24 protein-coding genes are annotated in these 22,923 nt (G+C 61.9%); 13 read left to right on the forward strand and 11 right to left on the reverse strand.

Annotation, left to right across the window (positions count from 1 at the left end):
* Nucleotides 1–52 precede the first annotated feature (52 nt).
* Entirely contained in the window at nucleotides 53–490 is a 438-nt protein-coding gene (locus QTL95_RS11675; protein ID WP_289720124.1) for a hypothetical protein, read from the forward strand.
* A gap of 70 nt (nucleotides 491–560) precedes the next feature.
* On the opposite strand, the gene QTL95_RS11680 is transcribed toward QTL95_RS11675, so the two are convergent.
* The 5 genes from QTL95_RS11680 to QTL95_RS11700 form a co-directional block, all read right to left on the reverse strand.
* Nucleotides 561–1,169 carry a PRC-barrel domain-containing protein gene (locus QTL95_RS11680; protein ID WP_289720125.1) on the reverse strand — a complete coding sequence of 203 codons (609 nt, stop codon included), beginning with the start codon at nucleotides 1,167–1,169 and terminating at the stop codon, nucleotides 561–563.
* Nucleotides 1,170–1,423: 254 nt separating this feature from the next.
* Entirely contained in the window at nucleotides 1,424–2,311 is an 888-nt protein-coding gene (locus tag QTL95_RS11685) for an SMP-30/gluconolactonase/LRE family protein (protein ID WP_289720126.1), read from the reverse strand.
* Nucleotides 2,312–2,316: 5 nt separating this feature from the next.
* Complete coding sequence (locus QTL95_RS11690) at nucleotides 2,317–2,949, reverse strand: 2-dehydro-3-deoxy-6-phosphogalactonate aldolase (protein ID WP_289720127.1); 633 nt, start codon at nucleotides 2,947–2,949, stop codon at nucleotides 2,317–2,319.
* A 14-nt stretch (nucleotides 2,950–2,963) separates the two neighbouring features.
* Entirely contained in the window at nucleotides 2,964–3,881 is a 918-nt protein-coding gene (locus QTL95_RS11695) for a 2-dehydro-3-deoxygalactonokinase (protein WP_289720128.1), read from the reverse strand.
* Nucleotides 3,881–4,666: an SDR family NAD(P)-dependent oxidoreductase gene (locus tag QTL95_RS11700; protein WP_289720129.1), complete on the reverse strand. Its 786-nt coding sequence runs from the start codon at nucleotides 4,664–4,666 to the stop codon at nucleotides 3,881–3,883. Before QTL95_RS11700 ends, QTL95_RS11695 begins: the two co-directional genes overlap by 1 nt.
* Before the next feature lie 72 nt (nucleotides 4,667–4,738).
* Here QTL95_RS11700 and QTL95_RS11705 point away from each other — a divergent pair, with 72 nt between their 5' ends.
* From QTL95_RS11705 to QTL95_RS11755, 11 genes are all read left to right on the forward strand, one after another.
* Nucleotides 4,739–5,530 (forward strand): IclR family transcriptional regulator, encoded by a 792-nt coding sequence (locus QTL95_RS11705; protein ID WP_289720130.1) that lies wholly within the window; start codon nucleotides 4,739–4,741, stop codon nucleotides 5,528–5,530.
* 207 nt (nucleotides 5,531–5,737) lie between these two features.
* The gene (locus QTL95_RS11710) at nucleotides 5,738–6,469 is read left to right on the forward strand and encodes a helix-turn-helix transcriptional regulator (RefSeq protein ID WP_289720131.1); all 732 of its coding nucleotides are present in this window, start codon (nucleotides 5,738–5,740) and stop codon (nucleotides 6,467–6,469) included.
* Between the two features lie 528 nt (nucleotides 6,470–6,997).
* Nucleotides 6,998–8,155 carry an iron-sulfur cluster carrier protein ApbC gene (apbC, locus tag QTL95_RS11715; protein ID WP_289720132.1) on the forward strand — a complete coding sequence of 386 codons (1,158 nt, stop codon included), beginning with the start codon at nucleotides 6,998–7,000 and terminating at the stop codon, nucleotides 8,153–8,155.
* Between the two features lie 335 nt (nucleotides 8,156–8,490).
* Complete coding sequence (locus QTL95_RS11720; RefSeq protein ID WP_289720133.1) at nucleotides 8,491–9,468, forward strand: magnesium transporter CorA family protein; 978 nt, start codon at nucleotides 8,491–8,493, stop codon at nucleotides 9,466–9,468.
* Between the two features lie 18 nt (nucleotides 9,469–9,486).
* Nucleotides 9,487–11,385, forward strand: coding sequence for a potassium transporter Kup (locus QTL95_RS11725; protein ID WP_289720134.1), 1,899 nt, complete (start codon nucleotides 9,487–9,489; stop codon nucleotides 11,383–11,385).
* Nucleotides 11,386–11,548: 163 nt separating this feature from the next.
* The gene (locus QTL95_RS11730; protein WP_289720135.1) at nucleotides 11,549–12,727 is read left to right on the forward strand and encodes a cell wall hydrolase; all 1,179 of its coding nucleotides are present in this window, start codon (nucleotides 11,549–11,551) and stop codon (nucleotides 12,725–12,727) included.
* A 283-nt stretch (nucleotides 12,728–13,010) separates the two neighbouring features.
* Complete coding sequence (locus tag QTL95_RS11735; protein ID WP_289720359.1) at nucleotides 13,011–13,355, forward strand: AtpZ/AtpI family protein; 345 nt, start codon at nucleotides 13,011–13,013, stop codon at nucleotides 13,353–13,355.
* A 72-nt stretch (nucleotides 13,356–13,427) separates the two neighbouring features.
* Entirely contained in the window at nucleotides 13,428–14,180 is a 753-nt protein-coding gene (locus QTL95_RS11740) for a F0F1 ATP synthase subunit A (RefSeq protein ID WP_289720136.1), read from the forward strand.
* Nucleotides 14,181–14,252: 72 nt separating this feature from the next.
* A complete protein-coding gene (locus QTL95_RS11745) occupies nucleotides 14,253–14,480 on the forward strand; it encodes a F0F1 ATP synthase subunit C (RefSeq protein ID WP_003588243.1) in 228 nt (75 codons plus the stop codon).
* A 78-nt stretch (nucleotides 14,481–14,558) separates the two neighbouring features.
* Nucleotides 14,559–15,197, forward strand: a complete 639-nt coding sequence (locus QTL95_RS11750) for a F0F1 ATP synthase subunit B (RefSeq protein WP_289720137.1) — start codon at nucleotides 14,559–14,561, stop codon at nucleotides 15,195–15,197.
* A 3-nt stretch (nucleotides 15,198–15,200) separates the two neighbouring features.
* On the forward strand, nucleotides 15,201–15,692 hold the full coding sequence (locus tag QTL95_RS11755) for a F0F1 ATP synthase subunit B (protein WP_289720138.1): 492 nt from the start codon (nucleotides 15,201–15,203) through the stop codon (nucleotides 15,690–15,692).
* A gap of 89 nt (nucleotides 15,693–15,781) precedes the next feature.
* Here QTL95_RS11755 and QTL95_RS11760 read toward each other — a convergent pair whose 3' ends face one another.
* Together QTL95_RS11760 and QTL95_RS11765 are read right to left on the reverse strand one after the other, a co-directional pair.
* Nucleotides 15,782–16,453 (reverse strand): ribonuclease HII, encoded by a 672-nt coding sequence (locus tag QTL95_RS11760; RefSeq protein WP_289720139.1) that lies wholly within the window; start codon nucleotides 16,451–16,453, stop codon nucleotides 15,782–15,784.
* A 159-nt stretch (nucleotides 16,454–16,612) separates the two neighbouring features.
* Nucleotides 16,613–17,770: a PA0069 family radical SAM protein gene (locus QTL95_RS11765; RefSeq protein ID WP_289720140.1), complete on the reverse strand. Its 1,158-nt coding sequence runs from the start codon at nucleotides 17,768–17,770 to the stop codon at nucleotides 16,613–16,615.
* Between the two features lie 141 nt (nucleotides 17,771–17,911).
* Between QTL95_RS11765 and QTL95_RS11770 the strand changes: the two genes are divergently transcribed.
* Complete coding sequence (locus QTL95_RS11770) at nucleotides 17,912–18,430, forward strand: glycosyl transferase (RefSeq protein ID WP_289720141.1); 519 nt, start codon at nucleotides 17,912–17,914, stop codon at nucleotides 18,428–18,430.
* Between the two features lie 16 nt (nucleotides 18,431–18,446).
* On the opposite strand, the gene moaB is transcribed toward QTL95_RS11770, so the two are convergent.
* The 4 genes from moaB to QTL95_RS11790 all read right to left on the reverse strand — a co-directional run bounded on the left by moaB (nucleotide 18,447) and on the right by QTL95_RS11790 (nucleotide 22,874).
* On the reverse strand, nucleotides 18,447–18,998 hold the full coding sequence (moaB, locus tag QTL95_RS11775; protein ID WP_289720142.1) for a molybdenum cofactor biosynthesis protein B: 552 nt from the start codon (nucleotides 18,996–18,998) through the stop codon (nucleotides 18,447–18,449).
* On the reverse strand, nucleotides 18,985–19,890 hold the full coding sequence (locus QTL95_RS11780) for a 4-(cytidine 5'-diphospho)-2-C-methyl-D-erythritol kinase (RefSeq protein WP_289720143.1): 906 nt from the start codon (nucleotides 19,888–19,890) through the stop codon (nucleotides 18,985–18,987). Before QTL95_RS11780 ends, moaB begins: the two co-directional genes overlap by 14 nt.
* A 6-nt stretch (nucleotides 19,891–19,896) precedes the next feature.
* Nucleotides 19,897–21,729, reverse strand: a complete 1,833-nt coding sequence (locus QTL95_RS11785; RefSeq protein WP_289720144.1) for a tetratricopeptide repeat protein — start codon at nucleotides 21,727–21,729, stop codon at nucleotides 19,897–19,899.
* A gap of 128 nt (nucleotides 21,730–21,857) precedes the next feature.
* Complete coding sequence (locus QTL95_RS11790) at nucleotides 21,858–22,874, reverse strand: polyprenyl synthetase family protein (RefSeq protein ID WP_112534411.1); 1,017 nt, start codon at nucleotides 22,872–22,874, stop codon at nucleotides 21,858–21,860.
* Between the last annotated feature and the right edge of the window lie 49 nt (nucleotides 22,875–22,923).

Consider the following 22,923-nt stretch of genomic DNA (forward strand, 5'->3'; position numbering starts at 1 on the left):
TGACGCAAGCGTCATGAAATATTACGGAGCCACGCGGACGCGCGGAGAATGGATGCGCACGCTAGACAATTTCGCTTGGGCGCTGTCTGGGAAAGGCCCCAGTGGTTTACCCAGCAATGAGTTTCGTGGCGAGTTTGGTGTTTGGCAGTCTGTCGCATTCTATAACTATATCCCCGTCATATTGGCAGATTCTGCGAGAAGCGATCGGCCAACAGCCGAACATTTTGCAATGGCCGTCGAGCCCTTTGAGCGGGTTCTAAATGACTTGAAGCCGCAAGTGTTGGTAGTCTGGGGTTATTCCCTTTTTCCGTATGTTATTCGCAATCATTGGCCTTCGGCTTTGCCAAAACCGTGGGACTTCAACGGCAATTTTGTAGATGTAGGCATGAGCGATCCAATCAGGGCTATTCGGATGCTTCATCCTTCTGCCGCGTTCTCACATAATCGCTGGCACACAATACTTTCCGAAGCTGTGGTCGAGATAAAGTGACCAAAATACAAATCCGGCGGCGCCCCTGGGGACGCCGCCGGTACTCACTGCGCAGTTTACACGCACAACATTACTGGTTCGTCGTGGAACCGGTCGACGTGGTGTCGGTTGCACCCGCTGCCGGTGCCTTTTCGGCCGACTGCATTTCCAGCGTCTTGAACTCAGGCGCTGCCTTCAGCGTATCGGCCGTTTCCGAGGTCGTCAGCTTGACGCTGCCGTCCTGGGTATTCTGGGCGACGGTGATCTTGTCCATCGGAACTGCCACGTTCTTGGCGCCGATGCCGAGGAAGCCGCCCACGCCGATCACGGCTGCGACAAGTCCGCCATCCTTCTTCATGATCAGGTCGCTGACCTTGCCGATGCTCTCGTTCTGGCCGTTATAGACCGACTGGCCGATATAGGTGTTGGCGCTGACCTGGTCGGCTGCCTGTTCGGTCAGATAGCTGCCGCCCGCGGCAGCCGTGTCGGTCGAAGCGGCGGGAGCCGGAGCCTGAGCCGCACCGCCGGCCGGCGCAGCCGCATCAGGGGTCTTCGGCGGTGCGGCCGGATCGGCCGGAGAATTCATGGCCGGAGCACCCGGCGTTGCCGGCTGGGTCGCGCTCTGCGAAAATGCTACCGGTGCGAAAGCCGTGGCAAACAGTGCGCCAGCGGCAACGGTCGTCATAAGTTTGCGTGTCATTTCGAACCTACCTTTTTACGTTCCTTGAGTGACCTCTAGTCCTGCATCGCCCTTAGAGAGCTTGTCTGCCTGACCGGTTCCCTATTGAAATGAATGGGTTGGCTATTGGTTCCCGAAAAAATGAGCGAAAAAATCGCGTTTTGTCCGGGAACTTTTATCGCACACGTTGCAGAGTTTGGGGCCTCCCGGCCGACCAAAAAACAAGGGGCGCCTCCGCAGAAGCGCCCCTTTCAAACGTCAAATTCTGATCCGTTTCAGATCACATAGGCCGGGTCGAGGACGCCACGCACGGCAATGCCGAGTTCCAGAAGAGAACCGGCCTGCGGCTGCGTCGAGCGGGCATCGTCGTCGAGACCTTCCCAGGCGGTGGTCACGGCCAGCCGGTCGGCGTCGGCGCCGATGAAGGCCGGGCAGGAGGGTTGCGCGGCCGGCACCTTGTAGCGGGCGATGCGCAGGCCGTCGGGGCTGTAGCGATCGACGCTGCCGGCACCCCAGCGCGCGTTCCAGATATAGCCGTCGGCATCCACCACCGAACCGTCAATGCCGCCGGTCTCTTCCATGGTGTCGACGAGCACGATCGGCTCGCCGGTCGGAAGGCCGGTTGCAGGGTCGACCATGACCCGCATCAGGCGGCTGAGCCGGGTATCCGTGAAGTAGCCGATCGAGCCGTCGGGCGAAAAGCAGATCGAATTCGGAATGCTGATGCCTTCGAAGATCTTCGTCACCTTGCCGCCGCCGACATGGTAGATCGAGCCGGCCTGGTTTTCAGCACGCTTGCTCATCGTCCCGACCCAGAGCGAGCCGGACCGGTGCGTACGGCCGTCGTTCGAACGGTTTTCGGGCTTGTCGTTCTCTAGGCCGGCATAGAAGGTGAGCTGGCCGCTGGCGATATCGCGCACGAACAGGCCCTCCTCGGTCGCCAGCAACTGCCGCTCGGCATCGATGCGGGCAAGTACGCTCGCCATCATCGGCAGCGTGTGAACCTTCTTTTCTTCCGTCGAGAGGTTAAGCTCGTGCAGTTCCTTGCCGAGAATGTTGAACCACCAGACGGTATTGGTATCCGGATCGTAGGTCGGACCTTCGCCCAGAACCGAGCTGGTCTCGCTTAAAGTCTTGCCTGCAAATTCATGAACTTCCGTCATACGCCTTAATCTCCAACCGCGGCATCATAGGCGTAGATGGTTGTCTTGGCGCGTTCGGCAACCTCGGCGGCCGTCATTCCCGGCTTGTAGAGGCTTGTTCCGAGACCGAAGGCAAGGATGCCGGCCTTGGTGTAGTCGGAAAAATTCTTGTCGGAAACCCCGCCCACGGCGGCGATGACGAGGTCCGGCGGCAGGATTGCGCGGATGGCGGTGATGCCGGATGGGCCGAGCACGCTGGCCGGGAAGAATTTGAGACCGGTGGCTCCTGCGCGGGCGGCAGCCAGCGCTTCGGTCGGGGTGAATACGCCGGGCATGGTGACCATGCCGTAGTCGCGGGCGCGGATGATCACGTCGGGCTCGACGTTCGGCGTCACCAGCAGCTTGCCGCCGGCCGAGTTCAGGCTGTCGACGGCTTCGGTGGTCAGCACGGTGCCGGCGCCGATCAGCACGTCGGCCGGCGCCATCTTGGCGGCGATCTCGATCGACTTGAAGGGCTCGGGCGAGTTCAGCGGGATCTCGATCGCGGTCAGGCCGTTCTCGATCAGCGTGCCGACGACGCTTTCGACTTCGGCCGGCGCGATGCCGCGCAGAATGGCGATCAGGGGACGCTTCATGGCGGGGAAGGGGATGCGGTTCATCGTTCTGTTCTTTCTTACTTGGGCCAGATCGCGGCTGCGGCGGCCGAAAGGCCGCGGAGCACCGCCGTATCGGCGTCGATGGTCGTGACGTTGAGGGAGAGCGCCTTGAAGGCGGTTTCGTAGAGCTTCTGCAACCTGCCGGAGGCGACGAGCACGATCGGCGTGTCGTTGGCGGCATCCGAAAGCGCGCCCGAGATCTCCAGGCCGATCAGCGTACCCGAAATCCGCGCCTGCGCCGCCGATGCGGTAAGGCCGTGCAGCAACTGCCCGGAGCGTGCCGTGAACAACAGGTTCGTCGCCATCTGCGGCTGGCGGAAGGCAGTCGAAACCGATGCCTTGAAGGCGGAATTGTCGGCCGGCGACTGCTCGGCCCCGGCAACGGCATGCGACAGGATCGTATGCTTGGTGATCGCGTCGAACAGTTCGCCCGTCATGAAGGTGGAAAAGCCGATGACTTCGCCGTCCTGCACATGCACCCACTTGGAATGCGTGCCGGGCATGCACACGGCCTGCGCGCCGGTGCTGTCAGGGCCGATCGCACCAAGAAGCTGCGTCTCTTCCCCGCGGATCACATCCGGCGATGCCTTGTCGCGTTGCGCAAGGCCCGGGAGGATGCGGATGTCGCGGTTCTGGCCGGGCACGGAAACGGCACCTGTGAGAATGGCAGACAGTGAGGTCGGCACATCGGTGTAGCCTGCTTCCACCCAGCCCTGCTTGGCGCCGACCATGCCGCAGGCGATAACCGGGATATCCGCGGGCGCCGATACTTCTTGAAGATGCTTGGCAAGAACCTCGGGAAAGCCTGACTGCGCGGCCACCGTCATGCCTTCATTGCCGCGGCTTTCGCCGAGCACGCTGCCATCCTCGCCGATCAGCCACAGGCGAAAGCTGCTGGTGCCCCAGTCGACCGCGATATAAGCGGGGTTCGTCATCAGAAAATGCCTCCATCGACAATTATGGACTGCGCGCTCATGGCGGCGGCGCAGTCGGATGCTAGAAACAGGCAGGGGCCGACGATCGCGTCGGCATGCAGGACTTTTTTGATGCATTGCCGCTTGACCGTTTCGGCAATGCCGTCCTCGGTAAGCCAGAGTTTCATCTGGCGATCGGTGACGATCATGCCAGGCAGAATGCAGTTGACGCGTATATTGTCCGGTCCGAGCTTGCCCGCAAGGCTCTTCGTCAGCCCGATCACGCCCGCCTTGGCGGTCGAATAGGCCGGGAAATCCGGCATGTTCAGAAGAAACGCGATCGACGACATGTTGATGATGGCGCCGCCGCCGGCCTCGCGCATCGATGGCGCGACCGTCTGGCTCGTGAAGAACACATGCCGCAGGTTGGTCGCCAGATTGTTGTCCCAGTACTCAGGGGTAACGTCGGCGAGATCGTGACGATCGTCGCGCGCGGCATTGTTGACGAGCACGCCGATCGGGCCGGAATGCGCCACCACCTCGTCCACCGTCCGCCTGATCGCATCGACATCGCGCAGATCAGCCCGGTGGAAGCGCACCGGATGCAGCGTGTCGCGCGACAGGCGATCGGCCAGCGCATGGCTCTCCTCCTCGGCAATATCGATGAAGGAGACCTTGGCGCCCTCGCGCGCGAACCCTTCGACGATCGCGGCCCCGATGCCGGAGCCGCCACCCGTGATCAACACGCTTCGATCCCTGAACTCCGGAAACTGTGCCACGCTTCCTCCCGACGTCACATATTCCATTATGTGGAACTTAATTTGACTATTTGGAATTATCGATTTACGCTTCGCGCCTGTCAAGCATGTGGAGCGGAGATGGGTGCGAGAAAAGGTCCGACTGAAGGGCGCGACACCGGTACCCTGGGCAAGCTCATGGCGCTGCTCGATCTCGTAACACATGCCGAAGGTCCGATGCGGTTTACGGATATCCTTGCCGTTGCAGGCCAGCCGCGTGGCACGCTACACCGCCAGCTCGTCCATCTCGCCGAAGAGGGGCTTCTGGAGGTGGATGACGACGGCCGTTACCTGCCGGGCCTGCGGCTTCTCGATCTCGCGTCCCGCAGCTGGGCGCGCAACGAGTTCAGGCTGGTGGCCGAGCCGCATCTCGCCGCTTTGCAGAAACTGACAGGCGAAACCGTGCATCTCGGCGTCTTGCGCGGCACGTCGATCATCTATCTCGACAAGGTGGAGGGGCAGCAGCCGGTGCGCATGTACTCGCAGATCGGCAACGCCTCGCCGATCTATTGCACCGGCGTCGGCAAGGCGGCCCTGTCGATCCTGCCGCCGGAGCGGCTGAAGGCAATGCTCTCTGAATTGGAGTTCCAGCGGTTTACGCCGAACACGCACACCGCCGAAACGCTCGCGGCTGAAATGGACGAAATCCGCGATCGGGGCTGTGCCTTCGATCGCGAGGAGCACGAGGTCGGCATTCACTGCGTCGCGGCACCAATCTGGTCCGACAATCTATCTTTTATCGGTGGCGTTTCGGTCACCGGACCTGCCTACCGACTGACGATGGAGCGGCTTCAGGACTGGGCCAAACCGGTACGCGAAACGGCAGAAAACATCATGCGTGGCATGCGCATCGGGCTCGGTCCGCGTCGGTGATTAGAGCCTGTCGGGCAAAGAAATATCGAGCGCACGCTAATTGTGAGCCTGATATTGAGATTTTCTGACGAATCATCACAATTGGTACTCGTCAACCCCCCATACTGGGGTGTATGTGCTGGTAGAAGCGTGGCGGCCGTGCAATCTAGGGCGGTGCACGAACAAGCCGCGACCTGCCTCAACATGAAACTCGAGTTGAACACATAAATGACATCACCGTTGCAAGAATCTTCCGTGGACGTCTACGTTAACGAAATTGGTGGGCTGAAGACCCAATTCGATATTTTCCGCTTCATGAAGAGAGTTACTGAAGCCTACCGTTCGCGCGCTTTCATGGTGTTCAACCTCCCGCAATCCACCGCCTCCGAGCTGCAGAGCAGCACGGTGATCTCGAGCTGGCCCGTCGAACTCATGGCCGCTTACGACCATGAGCGACTGGTAACCAACAGTCCCGTCATGCGGCGGCTGAGAACCTCGACGGCGCCCTTTTATAACGACATCTCGGAAACCAAGGTCGAGCGTAGCGATGGCAAGGGAGGCATAGTTACCGCATTGTTCGAGCGCTTCCGGATGGTGCGCTGCGCCTACTTCCCGACCCACGAACCGTCAGGCAGCCGCGGCGCCATTTCATTCTCGGGTGACCGCGAGGCGTTCACCCCGGAAGAGATGCGCGAGCTGCACTATATCTCGATCCACGTTTATGACCGCCTGGCGGAGATCCGCAGCTTCGACAACCGCGTTACCGACGCGCTGACGGATCGCGAGATCGATTGCCTCAACTGGACGGCGGCCGGCAAGACCAGCGTCGAGATCGCCGATATCCTCGGGCTGTCCGAGCATACCGTGAACCATTACCTGAACCGCGCCACCAAGAAGCTCGATACCGTCAACCGCACCCAGGCGGTCGCCAAGGCGCTGCGCATCGGGCTTATCAAGTAGTCTGCTTAAAGACGTGATTAAATTGCAGGCGCTCTGATGAAAACGCGCCTAAAATCGCGTCAGAGGCAGGCTTGAAACCTGGATGATCTGCCCGATTCCGTGGCTTTCGCGGCAATTTCGCAGTTGGCACGGTTTCTGCCTCCTTATTTCCAGCTGGTCCAGAGGGGGCCTTGTAACGACGCCGATAAACTGGCGCGACCTGCATTCGCCGCCGATCTCGAAGACGCCTCGCGCTTTGAGATCGGCGGCGGTGTTGCTTTTGGGATACGTCCGATGCGGCTCGGTGCATGAGCGCAGGTTCCCCGTTTCTTTTCGCTGGCCTTTTATCCTGATTGCTCTAGTTCCGGGGATGCATCGGAACGTCGTTGTGCCATCAGGGCGGAAGCCCGGCGGACTTGATGGCAAAACGGCGTTCCCGCACCTCCCACCCAATTGCCTTCGCGAGCGCCCTGGGCGCGCAACCGATTTTGTTTGGCGAAGGCGCGGCGCTCCTCTATTTAGAGTGCCGATAAAGGCAGTGAGGATGGAATGACCGGCGTTACCAAGGAACAGGTTCTCGAAACCCTGCGGACAGTCCGCGGTCCCGATCTCGAGCATGATATCGTCGAGCTCGGCATGGTTTCCGATGTCTTCATTTCCGACGGCAAGGTCTATTTCTCGATCACCGTGCCCGCCGAACGCGCCAAGGAACTGGAGCCGCTCCGTCAGGCAGCCGAGCGCGTCATTCGCGAAATGCCCGGCGTCAACGGCGCGCTCGTCGCGCTCACCGCCGACAAGAAGGGCGGTTCGGCCAATGCACCTGTGTCGCGCCCGCAGCCGCAGGCCGGCCACGGCCATCATGGTCACGCTCACGCGCAACAGCCGCAGCAGCCCCGCGCCGGCAAGATCGGCGTTCCCGGCATCGGGGCGATCGTCGCCGTCGCATCCGGCAAGGGCGGCGTCGGCAAATCGACCACGGCAGTCAATCTGGCGCTCGGCCTGCAGGCCAATGGTCTCAAGGTCGGCATACTCGACGCCGACATTTACGGCCCCTCCATGCCGCGCCTCCTGAAGATCTCCGGCCGCCCGACGCAGATCGACGGCCGCATCATCAATCCCATGGAAAATTACGGTCTCAAGGTCATGTCCATGGGCTTCCTCGTCGACGAGGAAACCGCGATGATCTGGCGCGGGCCGATGGTGCAGTCCGCATTGATGCAGATGCTGCGCGAAGTCGCCTGGGGCGAACTCGACGTCCTCGTGGTCGATATGCCGCCCGGCACCGGCGACGCGCAACTCACCATGGCCCAGCAAGTGCCGCTCGCCGGCGCCGTTATCGTCTCGACGCCGCAGGATCTGGCGCTGATCGATGCCCGCAAGGGCCTCAACATGTTCAAGAAGGTGGAAGTCCCCGTTCTCGGCATCATCGAGAACATGAGCTACTTCATCGCGCCCGATACCGGCACGCGCTACGATATCTTCGGCCATGGCGGCGCCCGCAAGGAAGCCGAGCGCATCGAGGTGCCTTTCCTCGGTGAAGTGCCGCTCACCATCAACATCCGCGAGACCTCGGATGCGGGGACGCCGCTGGTCGCCTCCGAGCCGAACGGTATCGTCGCCGGCATCTATAAGGACATCGCCGCCAAGGTCTGGCAGCAGCTGAACGGTCAGCCGCAGCGCGATGCGCCGGCGATCGTTTTCGAATGAGCGCTGCGCGCCGCGGGACTCCGGAATGCGGAGGAAATAGGGTCAAACAGGGCAGTTCACGTAAGATGTCTTGATTCTTTCGCTGCTTTCCGTCATATGGCGCGCCGTCGCCATGCGTGCGATTGTGCGAATGCTCGTTGATGGCCAGCCCCTTTGGGGATCTGCGCCACCTGCATGTCCGGAGTTATCTTGTCGGTCCAAGGATTGGTGACTGCGATGCGGTTGAGCATGATGCGCATGCGGGATGATGCCCGCTGCGTCAGGAGTCTTATGAAGTTTCAGTCGATCGGGATCGCGGCGGCCGCCAACGCAGCCGAACCTTGGAGTAATGCCAGGTGATCACGGCTTACTGCTCCAACTGCACGTCCATCCCGCTGACGGACTTCTCCGGCGAGCGCAAGCTGCCCGACGATGTCGTCTGGATCGACATGATCGAGCCGACCCGCGACGAAGAGCGCTTCGTCGAAAGCGCGCTCGGCATCGAAGTCCCGACCCGCGAGGACCTGAAGGACATCGAGCCTTCGGCACGCCTTTACACCGAAAACGATGCCGTCTTCATGACCGCCTCGCTGGTCTGGAAGGCCGAGACCGATGCCCCGACCTTGACCGATGTCGCCTTCATCCTCGTCGGCAAGCGCCTCGTCACCATCCGTTACGCGCAGCCGAAGTCCTTCTCGCTGTTCATCGCCGCGCTCCATCGGGTGCCGGAACAGTGGCGCAGCGGCGCGGCCCTGCTCGCCAAGCTGTTCGAGACCGTGATCGACCGCACCGCCGAAATCCTCGAGATCTCCGTTGCCCGCATCGACATTCTCTCCCAGCACGTCTTCGGCGACCGTGCCAGGAAAGTGCGCAAGCCCGCCAACTATCTGGAAGAGAAGCTGCGCGACATCGCCGCGCATCATCGGCTGGTGAGCAAGGTGCGCGACAGTCTCGCTTCGCTGTCGCGGCTGATGACCTTCTTCTATAATGTCGACGCCGTTCAGAAGGACCGGGCGACCAAGGAGCTCTGCAAGACGGTATCGCGCGATATCCAGTCGCTCTCCGAGCACGCATCCTATATCGCCGGCAACATCACCTTCCTGCTCGATGCCTCGCTCGGCCTGATCAACATCGAGCAGAACTCGATCATCAAGATTTTTTCGATCGCTTCGGTTGTGTTCTTGCCGCCGACGCTGGTCGCCTCCATCTATGGTATGAATTTTGAATTCATGCCGGAACTGCATTTCGCCCAGGGCTATCCCTATTCGCTCGGGCTGATGCTGATTTCCGCCGTCATCCCCTTCTTCTTTTTTCGATGGAAAGGCTGGCTCTGAAGAGCCTGGTTTCATTTCATGCACGAAGGCAGCCATTCACACGACCAGCATATGAGCCCGCGCAAGCTCTTCTATCTCGCGCTGGGTTCGGTCGGCGTCGTCTACGGCGATATCGGCACCAGCCCGCTCTACGCGTTTCGCGAAGCGCTGAAGCCTGTCGCCGCCGATGGCTTGACCCGTTTCGAGGTCATCAGCGTCGTCTCGCTGATGATCTGGGCGCTCACCATCATCGTCACCATCAAATATGTGCTGCTGCTGCTGCGCGCCGATAACGAAGGCGAAGGCGGCACGCTGTCGCTGCTGGCGCTGCTGCTGAAGACGGCCAACGGCCATACCGCGCTGCTGATGACGCTCGGCCTCGTCGGCGCGGCACTCTTTCTCGGCGACGCGATGATCACCCCGGCGCTGTCGGTGCTCTCGGCCGTCGAAGGTCTGAAGCTGGTCGCGCCATCGCTGAGCAGCTACATCGTGCCGATCTCGGTCGCCATCCTGGCGGTGCTGTTTGCCGTCCAGTCGCGCGGCACCGGCACCATGGCGCGCTACTTCGGCCCGATCACCGCACTCTGGTTCATCGTGCTCGCCATCGTCGGTATCTCCCATATTTCCGACGACTTTGGCATTCTTGCCGCGTTCAATCCCTATTACGCCGTGAGCTTTCTGATGCATGAGGGCTTCTTCGGCGTGATCGTACTCGGCGCCGTGTTCCTGACGCTGACGGGCGCGGAAGCGCTTTATGCCGACCTCGGCCATTTCGGCCGCCGCCCCATCCAGTGGGCATGGTTCGTGCTGGTCTTCCCGGCGCTGGCGCTCAACTATCTCGGCCAGGGCGCGCTGGTGCTCGGCAATCCGCACGCCATGTCCGACCCCTTCTACCTGATGTTCCCGAAGTGGGCGCTGCTGCCGGCCGTGATCCTAGCCACCGCCGCCACCATCATCGCCAGCCAGGCAGTCATCACCGGCGCCTTTTCGCTGATCCGCCAGGCGATCAACCTGGGCTTCCTGCCGCGCATGGAAATCCTCTTCACCTCGGAGACCAATACCGGGCAGATCTTCGTCCCGTCGGTCAACCTCCTGCTGTTCCTCGGCGTGATCTTCCTCGTCATCTCGTTCGGAAGTTCGGATTCGCTCTCGACCGCCTACGGTATTTCCGTCACCGGCGCGATGGTCGTGACATCGATCATGGCCTTCGAATTCGTCCGCGCCCGGTGGAACTGGTCGGCCCTGACGGCGACAGCGGTGCTCGCGCCGCTCTTCGTTCTGGAACTGATCTTCCTCGGCGCCAACCTGATCAAGATCCACGATGGCGGCTATATCCCCGTCCTGATCGCAACCGCCTTCGTCGTCGTCATGTGGACGTGGCGTCGCGGCTCGGCGCTGCTGATGGAAAAGACCCGCCACACGGATATTCCGCTGGCCTCGTTCATCAGTTCGATCGAGCGCAAGAGCGATCACTCGCCGGCGCACGTGCCGGGCACGGCGATCTTCCTCACCAGCGATCCGGAATCCGCCCCGGCAGCATTGCTTCACAATCTGAAGCACAACCACGTCCTGCACGACAAGAACGTCATCCTGACGATCCGTACCGTCAACAAGCCGCGCGTGCCGAGTGCCGATCGCTACAAGGTCGAGCAGATCTCCGAGCGCTTCTCGCGTGTGGAACTGCTGTTCGGCTTCATGGAATCGCAGAATGTCTCGCAGGCGCTGGCGACCTTGCGCAAGACCGGCCTGAAGTTCGACATCATGTCGACCTCATTCTATCTCGGACGCCGCAAGCTGGTGCCGGATGCGAAGTCGGGCATGCCTTATTGGCAGGACCGCCTCTATATCGCGCTCGCCAATGCCGCTGCGAACCCCTCGGATTACTTCCGGCTTCCCGCCAACCGCGTGGTCGAACTCGGCTCCCACGTCATCATCTGACCGCATCGTTTTCAAAAAGCCCGGCCATCGCGCCGGGCTTTGTGCGTCTTTCGTAAAATACAAGTTGCTCATGGAGCTTTCTGGGGCAGCGCATTAACCAAGCATCAAGGTTAATGAGAGATTTTTGACGGCATGTTCATGCGTCCCATGCCGGAGTCTGGTTTTGCGTCGAAATATCCGTTCACGTGGCAAGCTGCGTGTCTTGCTTCAGAGATGGAGCTCTCCCGCTCTCTTCGGTATCTGCGGGTGGCTCGTATTCCCGACCATGGCATCTCATGCCGATCTCGCGGCTCTGCTCGCCGGCCTTGACCACGGGGGCGAAAACTGGCGCATGGTGATGACCAATTCGCCGGCCGGCTCCATTCATCAGGCCGAACTCACCTTCACCGACCCGACCGTGACGGGCGCGATATCAGCCGGCGCCGGCATGGTGCTGCCCGATGGCCGCAAGGTCGCCTTCATGGCCAGGGACAAGGGCCACGAAAACACCGAGGACGAAGATCGCGTCAACCGTGGGCAGAAGAAGGGCAGGGTGGTCGCCGTCGAGCGCGTGCAGCCGCCAAAGGATTTCTCCGCCGGCTCCATCCTTCAGCGCACGCAGCTTCTCTTCGAACCGAAGTTCAATCTCAAGGACAGGTCCGCCTTCGTGAAGCCGAAGATCCGCGGCAAGGAAATCGAGATCGCCACCGCTTTCTACAAAAAGGAAGCGCCGAAGCTCGATCGCGGCGTTTCGCCGATGCTGGCCGATCTCGTGACCAGCCAGAAGGCTGACGTGCTGGCGACGGCATTCGCGCCCGCGGCACCCGACTATGCCCGCCAGTCGCCCTTCGATTCCATCCTGACCGAGAACAAGGACGACGGCCGCTTCGTGCCGCAGATCGGCCCCAAGGATCATGCCTGGGCCGCAAGCGTGCTGCCGCCCACCGTCTTTTCCGCCGCCGAGCAGCAGTGCCTCGCCTCCGGCATCTATTTCGAGGCCCGCGGCGAAACCGTGAAGGGCCAAGCGGCGGTGGCGCAGGTCATTCTCAACCGCGTCCGCAACCCGGCCTATCCCAAGACCATCTGCGGCGTCGTCTACCAGAATGAGGACTGGCGCAACCGCTGCCAGTTCTCCTTTGCCTGCGATGCCATCAAGGACCGCATCAACTCGCAATATCACTGGCGCATCGCCCGCGAAGTGGCGATGGCGGTCACCGCGGGCAAGATCTGGTTGCCGCAGGTTGGTTCGGCGACTCACTATCATGCAGTCTATGTCCGCCCGAAGTGGGCGAAGACGATGGAAAAGGTTGGTCGCATCGGTCTGCACGTCTTCTATCGCACCTATGGCGGCGGCTGGAGCTGATCCAAAAAGCCGATCCGCGACGGTTTTCCTGCCCGAGAACCGCCGCCCGGCGCGGATTCTTTCCACTGAATCCGTCCCGCGCCGGATAAATCGACCTAAGCATATGTTTCTGATCAGTTATTTTATGGCTGGACATCAGGTGCCTACGCCTTGACTATGCTTTTTGCTAAAACTATGTTGCGCGCGACTTCAAAGCGGGCCGGAAGGCTCTTTCGCCTTGGGGTCGTTGTCCGGAAAACCGGGGTAGCGGCATAACGGACGGCGGCAGGCGGAGGAGAGCATGATGGCGGATGACCGCGAGGAGAGTCTAGAAGAGCGCCGTGCGCAATTGGGAGCGAAACTCGCGACCAGGCGCATCGAAGCGGGGAAGGACGAGGCCGACGAGGCCCGCGCCGAGGTAAGTCGCAAAGGCTACGCCCAGGCGATGAAGCTTTCGAGCGAGTTCATTTCCGCCGTCGTCGTCGGCGCCGTCTTGGGCTATCTCTTCGACCGTTTTGTCGGCACTGCGCCTTGGGGGTTGATGGTTCTTCTTCTTCTTGGATTCGGTGCTGGCGTGTTGAACGTTATGCGCGCGGCTGGAAAGGTGTCGAAACCGAGCCCGGCCAGTCGCAGCGACGACAATAAATAGGGCGGACGCTCCGGCGTTCGATCCAGTGCAGAGCTCCCGTGTCATGCGGGCCAAAGATAGAGAGAACAAGCGGTGTCTAACGATCCGACCCATCAGTTCCTGATCCAGAAGATTGTGCCGATCGAAGTCGGTGGAATTGATTTCTCGTTTACGAATGCATCGCTGTTCATGGTGGCTTCCGCGGCCGTTGCCGCCGGCTTCCTGTATTTCTCGACCTCGAACCGCGCCATCGTGCCGGGCCGTTCGCAGTCCGTCGCCGAAATGTCCTACGAGTTCATCGCGGGCATGCTGAAGGAAGGCGCCGGCACCAAGGGAATGAAGTTCTTCCCGCTGGTCTTCTCGCTCTTCATGTTCGTGCTGACGGCAAACCTGCTCGGCATGTTCCCTTACTTCTTCACCATCACCAGCCAGATCATCGTTACCTTTGCTCTCGCTTTGCTCGTCATCGGCACGGTTCTGGTCTACGGCTTCTACAAGCACGGCTTCGGCTTCCTGAACGTGTTCATTCCGCAAGGGGTGCCCGGATTGCTGCTGCCGCTGGTCGTCGCGATCGAAATCATCTCCTTCCTGTCCCGGCCGATTTCGCTCTCCGTTCGTCTTTTCGCGAACATGCTGGCTGGCCACATCACCCTCAAAGTGTTCGCGGGCTTCGTTGCCTCGCTGGGAGCGCTGGGTGCCGTGGGTATCGGCGGAGCCGTTCTTCCCCTCATCATGACGGTCGCCCTGACCGGTCTCGAGTTCCTCGTCGCCTTCCTCCAGGCTTACGTCTTCGCGGTACTGACTTGCATGTACCTCAACGACGCGATCCATCCGGGTGGCCACTAAGGGATACCGACATTGACGCCTTTCCGGCGTCAGTCAAATCGCCGCAACACAACCATTTCAAAGGAGTTCAACATGGAAGCGGAAGCAGCAAAGTTCATCGGTGCAGGTCTGGCTTGCTTTGGTATGGCCGGTACGGCTCTCGGCCTCGGCAACATCTTCGGCAGCTACCTCTCGGGTGCTCTGCGCAACCCGTCTGCCGCTGACAGCCAGTTCGGCCGTCTGGTATTCGGCTTCGCCGTTACGGAAGCTCTGGGCATCTTCTCGCTGCTCGTCGCTCTCCTCCTGCTCTTCGCCGTTTAATTTCGGCGCATTGAAGGATCACGGCCTGCGGACCGCAAGCCGTGATCCTTTGCATTTGCAGTACACCTGGAGGTGAGCATGTTTTTTGTGACCCCGGCTTACGCTCAAGAAGCCCCGGCGGGAACCGCAGAAACTGGTGCAACGACCGGTACCGATACGCATGCTGCCCCGGCCGCAGGCGAGGTCCACACCGAGACTGGCGTGCCAGCCGAACACCATGGCGGTGTGTTTCCGCCTTTCGATTCGACGACCTTCGCATCGCAGCTCCTGTGGCTGGCGATCACGTTTGGCGTCTTCTTCGTGCTCATGCAAAAGGTCATCGCACCGCGCATCAGCGGTATCCTCGATCAGCGCCACACGCGCATCAGCCAGGATATCGACGAGGCAGGCCGCCTGAAGGCGGAAGCCGACGCAGCCGTTGCGACCTATGAAGCCGAACTTGCCGAAGCCCGTGCGAAGTCGAACGCGATCGGCACGGCCGCCCGCGACGCCGCCAAGCTGAAGGCCGAAGCCGACCGCAAGGCTATTGAAGCCAATCTTTCGGAGAAGCTGAAGGCAGCCGAAGGCCGCATCGCCGAAATCAAGGCGAAGGCATTCAGTGACGTCGGCACGATCGCCGAGGAAACCGCGACCGCCGTCGTCGAACAGCTCATCGGCGGCACCGCTGCCAAGGCTGATGTCGCCGCTGCCGTCGCAGCCGCCAAGAAGGGAGCTTGATCGATGGAATTTGCACTGGACGCAACATTCTTCGCATTCGTTGGCCTCGTCCTGTTCCTGGCGCTGGTGGTTTACCTCAAGGTTCCGGGCATGATGGCCAAGTCGCTCGACGACCGCGCCGATCAGATCCGCAACGAACTCTCCGAGGCCAAGCGCCTGCGCGAAGAGGCCCAGCACCTGCTGGCCGAATATCAGCGCAAGCGCAAGGAAGCCGAGGCTGAAGCCGCCAATATCGTGGCTGCCGCCGAGCGCGAAGCGGAAATGTTCACCGCCGAAGCCAAGAAGAAGACGGAAGAATTCGTCGCCAACCGCACTGCGGTTTCCGAGGCGAAGATCAAGCAGGCGGAAGCCGACGCGATGAAGCAGGTTCGTTCTGCTGCCGTCGATCTGGCGATCGCTGCTGCTGAATCCGTTCTGGCGAAGAAGGCCGATGCGAAGGTTCAGTCCGAACTCTTCAGCAACGCGCTGGGCCAGGTGAAGACCCGCCTCAACTAACGTTGTCGCACTGCTTTTTAAGAACCCCGCTTCGGCGGGGTTTTTTCGTTTCGGGATGGGCGTTTGCGATGGGCGAGGCAGGCGAGCGTTCACTCGCCTTCGATGACGAGCGTCTTCTTCAGCGGCCGGAACGACATGCGATGAAGCGGGCAGGGGCCGTGCTGCTCGATGCCGGCCCGATGCTGGGCGGTGCCGTAGCCGGCATGCGCAGCGAAGCCATAGGCGGGGAAGATGAGATCGGCGCGCGCCATCATCCGGTCGCGGGTGACCTTGGCGACGATCGAGGCGGCGGCAATGGAGACCGAGCGCGCATCGCCCTTGACGACCGCCTGGCCGGGGCATTCGAGCCCGGGAGGCACGTCGAGCCCGTCGGTGAGCACGTAGCTCGCCGGAATGGCGAGGCCCATGATCGCCCGTCGCATGGCGTCGAGGCTCGCCTTGCGGATATCGGTGTCGTCGATGCGCGTGGACGAGGAGGAGGCGATGGCGACCGTGGCGGTCGCAAGGATCTGAACGAACAGTTCTTCCCGCTTCTGCGCCGAAAGCTGCTTGGAATCGTTCAGTCCCTCGGGAATGCGCTTCGGGTCGAGAATGACCGCTGCGGCGACGACGGGACCGGCGAGCGGCCCCCGACCGGCTTCATCGGCACCGGCAACCGGCCAGTGGCCGGCCTTGCGCGCCTTCAGCTCGAGCCGGAAATCCGGCACCAGCGGGACATCTTCGAAGAGCATAGGAGAATCGGGTGGCGTGCGACGTTTCATGCGGCTGAACCTCGCACGCCAACCCGATTTCCTGCAAGTCCCCGGATAGGGCGGCACACCGGGGACTTGAGCGCGGACGGGCAGGGCAGCCGTCCGCGAAGCTGAGGCATGTCTCCCGAAAGTGGTCACCGGTTTCGGGATAAAGACATGCTGAGAAAATCAGAGCAGCGACAGCTGCACGCCGCTGCCATCCGGCGGCACGAAGAGATCGTCGCGAAGCGGCATGCTGCGCCTCGTCATGCCAAGCCGTTTCGTCGCCATCTCGAAGCGGCGGGAGATCTGCCAGGCATAGGGACCGGCCCCTTTCATCCGCTTGCCGAACTCCGCGTCGTAATCCTTGCCGCCGCGCATCGAGCGCACCAGCGACATGACGTGGCGGTAGCGGTCGGGATAATTCTGCAGCAGCCAGTCGCGAAACAGCGGCGAAACCTCAAGCGGCAGGCGCAGGATGACATATCCGGCCTCGGTGGCGCCGGCGGCCTGCGCCGCGTCCAGAATGCGCTCCAGCTCGTGATCGTTCAGCGCCGGGATCATCGGCGCCGCCATGACGGATGTCTGTACGCCGGCCTCGGCCAGCGCCCGAATGGCTTCAAGCCGCCGCGTCGGCGTCGAGGCGCGCGGTTCCATCGTCCGTGCCAGCTTGCGGTCGAGCGTCGTCACCGACAGCGACGCCCGCACGAGGTTGCGCTTTGCCATGCTCTCCAGGATATCGAGATCCCGCATGATCATCGCCGACTTGGTGACGATGGAGACGGGATGATTGGCCCTGTCCAGCACCTCGAGGATCTGCCGCATCACGCGCCACTCCTTCTCGATCGGCTGGTAGGGATCGGTATTGGTGCCGATCGCGATCACCCGCGGCTTGTAGCCCGGCTTTGCCAGTTCCCGCTCGAGAAGCCTGGCGGCATCCGGCTTGGCGAACAGTTTTGCCTCGAAGTCGAGGCCCGCCGAAAGCCCCATATAGGCGTGCGTGGGCCGCGCGAAGCAGTAGATGCAGCCGTGCTCGCAGCCGCGATAGGGGTTGATCGAACGGTCGAACGGGATGTCGGGCGATTCATTGCGGGTAATCGCCGTGCGCGGCTTCTCGATCTGTACTTCGGTCCTGAATGGCGGCAGGTCTTCCAGCGATTCCCAGCCGTCGTCATAGACCTCTCGGCGCAGCGGCTCGAATCGGCCGCTCGGGTTCAGCCCGGCTGCCCGGCCACGACGACGGTCCACCTCGATCCTGAGACCGGAAGAAACGATCATTGCGTCGGCAATATCCGCCGTATTGGCAGGCGCAAACGCGGCCTGCCCTGCAAGGGACTGTTCGTTCATTGGATTCTCCACCGACGGAAACGTTGTGCGCCCGTCCGTTCTTGTGATTAGATTCCTATCGCCAAAAAGAGAACAATACAAGAACAAAAATGGAGAACATCGCCGCTGGAAAAATTTTGTGCGCCGCTCTATGAATAGGCAATGTTGACGGTTTTACTTGAGTGCCACGATCAGGAACCTGAGCTGGCGCAGACACTATCGGTATTGGTGGCAGGTGCGGTCGAGGGCCTCGTGTGCGACGTCGTCGTGCTGGATCACGGATCTCGCGACGGCACCTCGCGCGTGGCCGATGCCGCCGGCTGCCGCTTTCACCAGCAGTGGGATATCAAGGACGTGCTGCGCTCGGCGCGCGGCGAATGGCTGCTTTTCGTCGAGCCCGGCGCCCGTCCGCAGAGCGGCTGGATCGACGAGATCGCCGAATATGTGTCGCTGAACAAGACACCCGCCCGCTTCACCGCCTCGCGCGGCTATCGCCGCCCGTTCTTTCGCCGCATCGGCCGCTCCACGCCGCCGCTGGAGCTTGGCTATCTCGTGTCGAAGAAACAGGCGATCGCGGCCGCGAGGAACGGCATGCGGCTGGCGGAATTCGTCAAGGGCCAGAAGCTGCGCAAGCTCTCCAGCGAGCTGATCCCCTCCTGGGTCGCCCGCGCCGCGCGCTAAGCGGGCAGGGGAAGGCTCAACCGCCCGCGCCGCGCTTCAGATGCTCATCGAGACGCGGCATGATCTCCACGAAATTGCAGGGCATGTGGCGGTAGTCGAGCTGCGCCTTCAATATGCCGTCCCAGGCGTCCTTGCAGGCACCGGGGGAGCCTGGCAGCACGAAGATAAATGTCGCGTTGGCGACGCCAGCCATGGCGCGAGACTGGATCGTCGACGTCCCGATCTTGTCGTAGGAGATGCGGTGGAACACTTCCGAGAAGCCGTCCATCCGTTTCTCGAACAGCGGTTCCAGCGCCTCGGGCGTCACGTCGCGGCCGGTAAAGCCGGTGCCGCCGGTGGTGATGACGACGTCGATGCCGTCGGTCTCGGTCCATGCCTTTACGCGCGAAAAGATCGCCTGCCGGTCATCCGGCACGATCGCGCGGTCCATCAGCCGGTGCCCGGCCTCGGTGATCCGTTGCGCCAACGTATCGCCGGAGCGGTCGTCGGCGGCCGTGCGCGTGTCCGAAATGGTGAGAACGGCGATGCCGACCGGAATGAACGGCCGCTGCTCGTCAAGACCTGCCATGTTCCTCTCCGTCCATGTTCTCTCCGGGAATGGTTTCCGTAGCCTGGAAATACCAGTCCGGCCGCTGCCTGTGAAGCATGACCGCAGCCGCCTCTGCCAGCTCGAATGATTGGAATAGCCCGAAGCAGGTCGCACCGGAGCCGGACATGCGCACGAGGTCGGCTCCCTGTTCTGCCAGCATCGCGGAAATCTCGCCGATCTCGGGCAACAGCGCGCGCGCCGGCGGTTCCAGGTCGTTGCGCATCAAGCGGATGGTGTCGAGCCAGTGCGCGGCTCTCCCGGTCGAGAGGGGGGGATTGGTCTTGGTCCCAAGCCTGCGGAATACCTCGGGCGTGGAGACGCCCTTCAGCGGGTTGGCGAGCACCATTGCGAATTGAGGCATGTCGGCAACGGGTTCGATGAGTTCGCCGATCCCGCGCGCAATCAGCGGCGTGCTGTGAAGGCACATCGGCACGTCGGCGCCGAGGCCGAGGGCGATCTCATCCAGAACCGAAGCAGGCAGCGAAATATTCCACAGCCGCGACAGCCCGCGCAGCGTCGCCGCCGCATCCGCCGAGCCGCCGCCGATGCCCGAGGCGATCGGCAGCTTCTTCTGAAGATGGATATGAACCGGCGGCGCATCGGCTCCTGCCTGTAGCACGGCATCGCGCAGCCGGTCGCGGGCGCGGATAACCAGATTGTCCGCTCCCGCATCGCCGAGAGCGGCGCCGAAGCGCCCGGACATCTCGAAGCTGTCCTTGTCGGCGGTGCTAAATTCCAGTCGGTCTCCATGCCGGGCAAAGGTCACCAGCATGTCGAGCAGATGGTAGCCGTCGTCTCTCTGGCCCGTCACATGCAGGGCCAGATTGATCTTCGCGAACGCGTCCTCGACGATCATGCCTTTATCAGGCATGGCCTATCAGGACTTCTTGTCGGCTGGCTTCGGCTCCACCGGGGCGGGATCGGGCTGCTTCTTGTCGGCGGCCTTGGTGTCGTCGCCGTCCTGCGGCAGACCCTTCGCGATCTTTTCCTTGATCTTCGGGATTTCGGCTTCTTCCGGATCGGAGCTGAGCGCGCGGTTCCACTGGTAGACGGCCTCGAGCTTGCGACCGACGCGCCAGTAGGCATCACCGAGGTGGTCGTTGATCGTGGCGTCGCCCGCCTTGATCTGCGCCGCCTTCTCCAACTCGGTCACGGCGTCGTCGAACTTGTTGAGGCGGTAATATGCCCAGCCGAGCGAATCGATGATGTAGCCATCGTCGGGACGTAGGTCGACGGCCTTGCGGATCATCGTCAGCCCCTCATCGAGGTTCCGGTTCATGTCGATCCAGGAATAGCCGAGATAGTTCAGCACCTGCGGTTGGTCCGGGTTGAGGTCCAGCGCCTTGCGGAAGTTCGGCTCCGCCTGGTCCCACTTCTTCAGGCGCTCATAGGCGATGCCGCGCTGGAAGAACACGGTCCACGCGCCACGGCCTGGCAGCGGTCCGATGACCTCAACGGCCTTGTCGTAGTTGGCGGCCATCGCCGCATAGTCCTTGGCGTCCGAGAGAACGCTGCCATAGGCGAGATAGCTGCGCACATCCTTGGGGTCGGAGGTGATCAGGTCCTGCAGGTGCTTGCGGGCTTCCTCGATCTTGCCACCCTGCGCGAGCGCCAGGCCGAGTTGCAGCTCGGAAACGCGGCTCATCGGAGAGTTGTCAGGCACCTGGTTGTAGAGCGCGATGGCGCGGTCCATCTGGTTCTGCTTTTCCGCGATGCCGCCAAGCATGACCAGCAGGTCGGCGCTGTCGGGGTCGAGCGCCTTGGCGGTCTGCAGGTAGAGCGAAACGATATCCTCGGCGCCGTCACGGTTCAGCGCGCCGCCGATCGAAAAGAGGACGCCTGCGGCCCCCTGCTTGGCGGTCTGCACCTGCTGTTCCTGCTTCTCGCCTTTTTCGATGCTCTGGCGCAGCGCGTTGAGCGGCGCGTAATTGGCGATCAGGTTGTCGCCCACCGAGATCGCGTCCAGCGCCTTCTGCTTGTTGCCCTGCGAAGCCTCGAGGCGGGCAAGCGCGATCACCGCGCGCATGAAGGTATCGGGCGCGGTCGCGCCGCCGTCCTTGTCGAGAACGGCATCGTTGAGGTTCTGGCGGGCGGCCTTGATGTCGCCGTTGACGATGGCGATGGCGCCGGCATTGTACGACTTGAAGATGCCGACCCAATCCGGGCCCTTGATCTTCTGCGCCATGGCCAGCGCTTCCTTGCCGCGGCCGGCGCCGAGGCGTGCCCAGGCAGCCAGAAGGTCGTTCATCATCCGGTCGAGATCATTGGGACCGTTGTATTTCAGAAGCGTTTCGGCGCTCTTGAACTCGCCGCGGCGAACGGCGTCCATGCTGCGCACGATCGTGGTGATGCGCTCGACCGACGAATCCTTCTTCAGGTCGTTGGCGTATTTCACGCCATCCTGGATGTCGCCGTTGAGCAGCAGCGAGATCATCAGCCGCTGGCGGATCTCGGGATTGCCAGGCTCGAACTGCAGCGCCTTCTTATAGAGCTCGATCGCCGTTTCATAGTCGTGGTCGACATCGGCGGTGCGGGCCGCGAGAAAGGCGCCGGCGAAGCTGTCGACGCTGTCGGGGTCGAACATCACGGTCGCGGCGGCATCGGCCGGCTTGGCCGCGTCTTCGGCATTCGCGCCACCGAGCGCTGCCAGCGATAGGACCGCTGCCAAGGCTGCGCTCGAAAGAAGACGGATGGCACGTGTCTGCCGCATTAGAAAACCTCTCTCACAGGGCAGCCGGCCTCGCCCGACTGCAAAATCAGTAGAATGACTGATTCACAACAGGATGGCTTTTTTGAAGCGGCCCCGCAATAAAATCAGCCGCGATCCGTGACCGTCGATTAGTTGACGCGCTCGATGCAGAAGTCGATGACTTCCATCAGGGCCGATTTCCATGCCGTGTCGGGAAGCGGCGCGAGGGCATCCCGCGCGATCGTTCCGTAATGCACGGCCCTGCCGATCGTGTCGTTCAGCGTGCCGTACTTTGTGATCAGGCCGAGAGCCCGTTCCAGGTTCTGGTCGCTGCTCTCGCCACCCTCGATCGCCTTGCGCCAGAATGCGCGCTCTTCCTCGGTACCGCGGCGGTAGGCAAGGATGACTGGCAGCGTGATCTTGCCTTCGCGGAAGTCGTCGCCGACATTCTTGCCGAGATCGGCAGCCTTGCCGCCGTAATCCAGCACGTCGTCGACCAGCTGGAAGGCCAGCCCAAGGTTCATGCCGTAGGACTTCATGGCGTTGCGTCCGGCCTTGCCGGCATCCGCCACGATCGGGCCGACTTCGGCGGCCGCTGCAAAAAGCGCCGCCGTCTTGGCGCGGATGACCGAGAGATAGTCGTCCTCGGTGGTCTCCATGTTCTTGGCGACCGAAAGCTGCAGCACTTCGCCTTCCGCGATCACACAAGCAGCGGAAGAGAGAACGTCGAGCGCATCGAGCGAGCCGACATCGACCATCATGCGGAAGGCCTGGCCGAGCAGGAAGTCGCCGACCAGAACGCTTGCCTGGTTGCCCCAGATCATCCGGGCCGTGGATTTGCCGCGGCGCAGGTCGCTTTCATCGACGACATCGTCGTGCAGAAGCGTCGCCGTGTGCATGAACTCGACCGCGGTCGCCAGCTTGATGTGGTTTTCGCCCTTGTAGCCATAGAGCACGGAAGAGGCGAGCGTCAGCATCGGGCGCAGGCGCTTGCCGCCGGACGAGATCAGATGGTTCGCCACTTCGGGGATCATCTGCACGTCTGAACCGGCCTTCGAAAGGATCAACTGGTTGACCCGCTCCATGTCTGCCTTGGTTAGATCCACCAAAGGCTTGACGGATGCCAGTTTGTTTTTGCTTTCTTCAAGCGGTATGACCACGCCCAACGACCCGGACTCCTGTTCACTCATTGTTTTTGACAATAGAAAGGGGCGG

The sequence above is a fragment of the Rhizobium sp. S152 genome, assembly GCF_030380735.1.
Classification (GTDB): Bacteria; Pseudomonadota; Alphaproteobacteria; order Rhizobiales; family Rhizobiaceae; genus Rhizobium.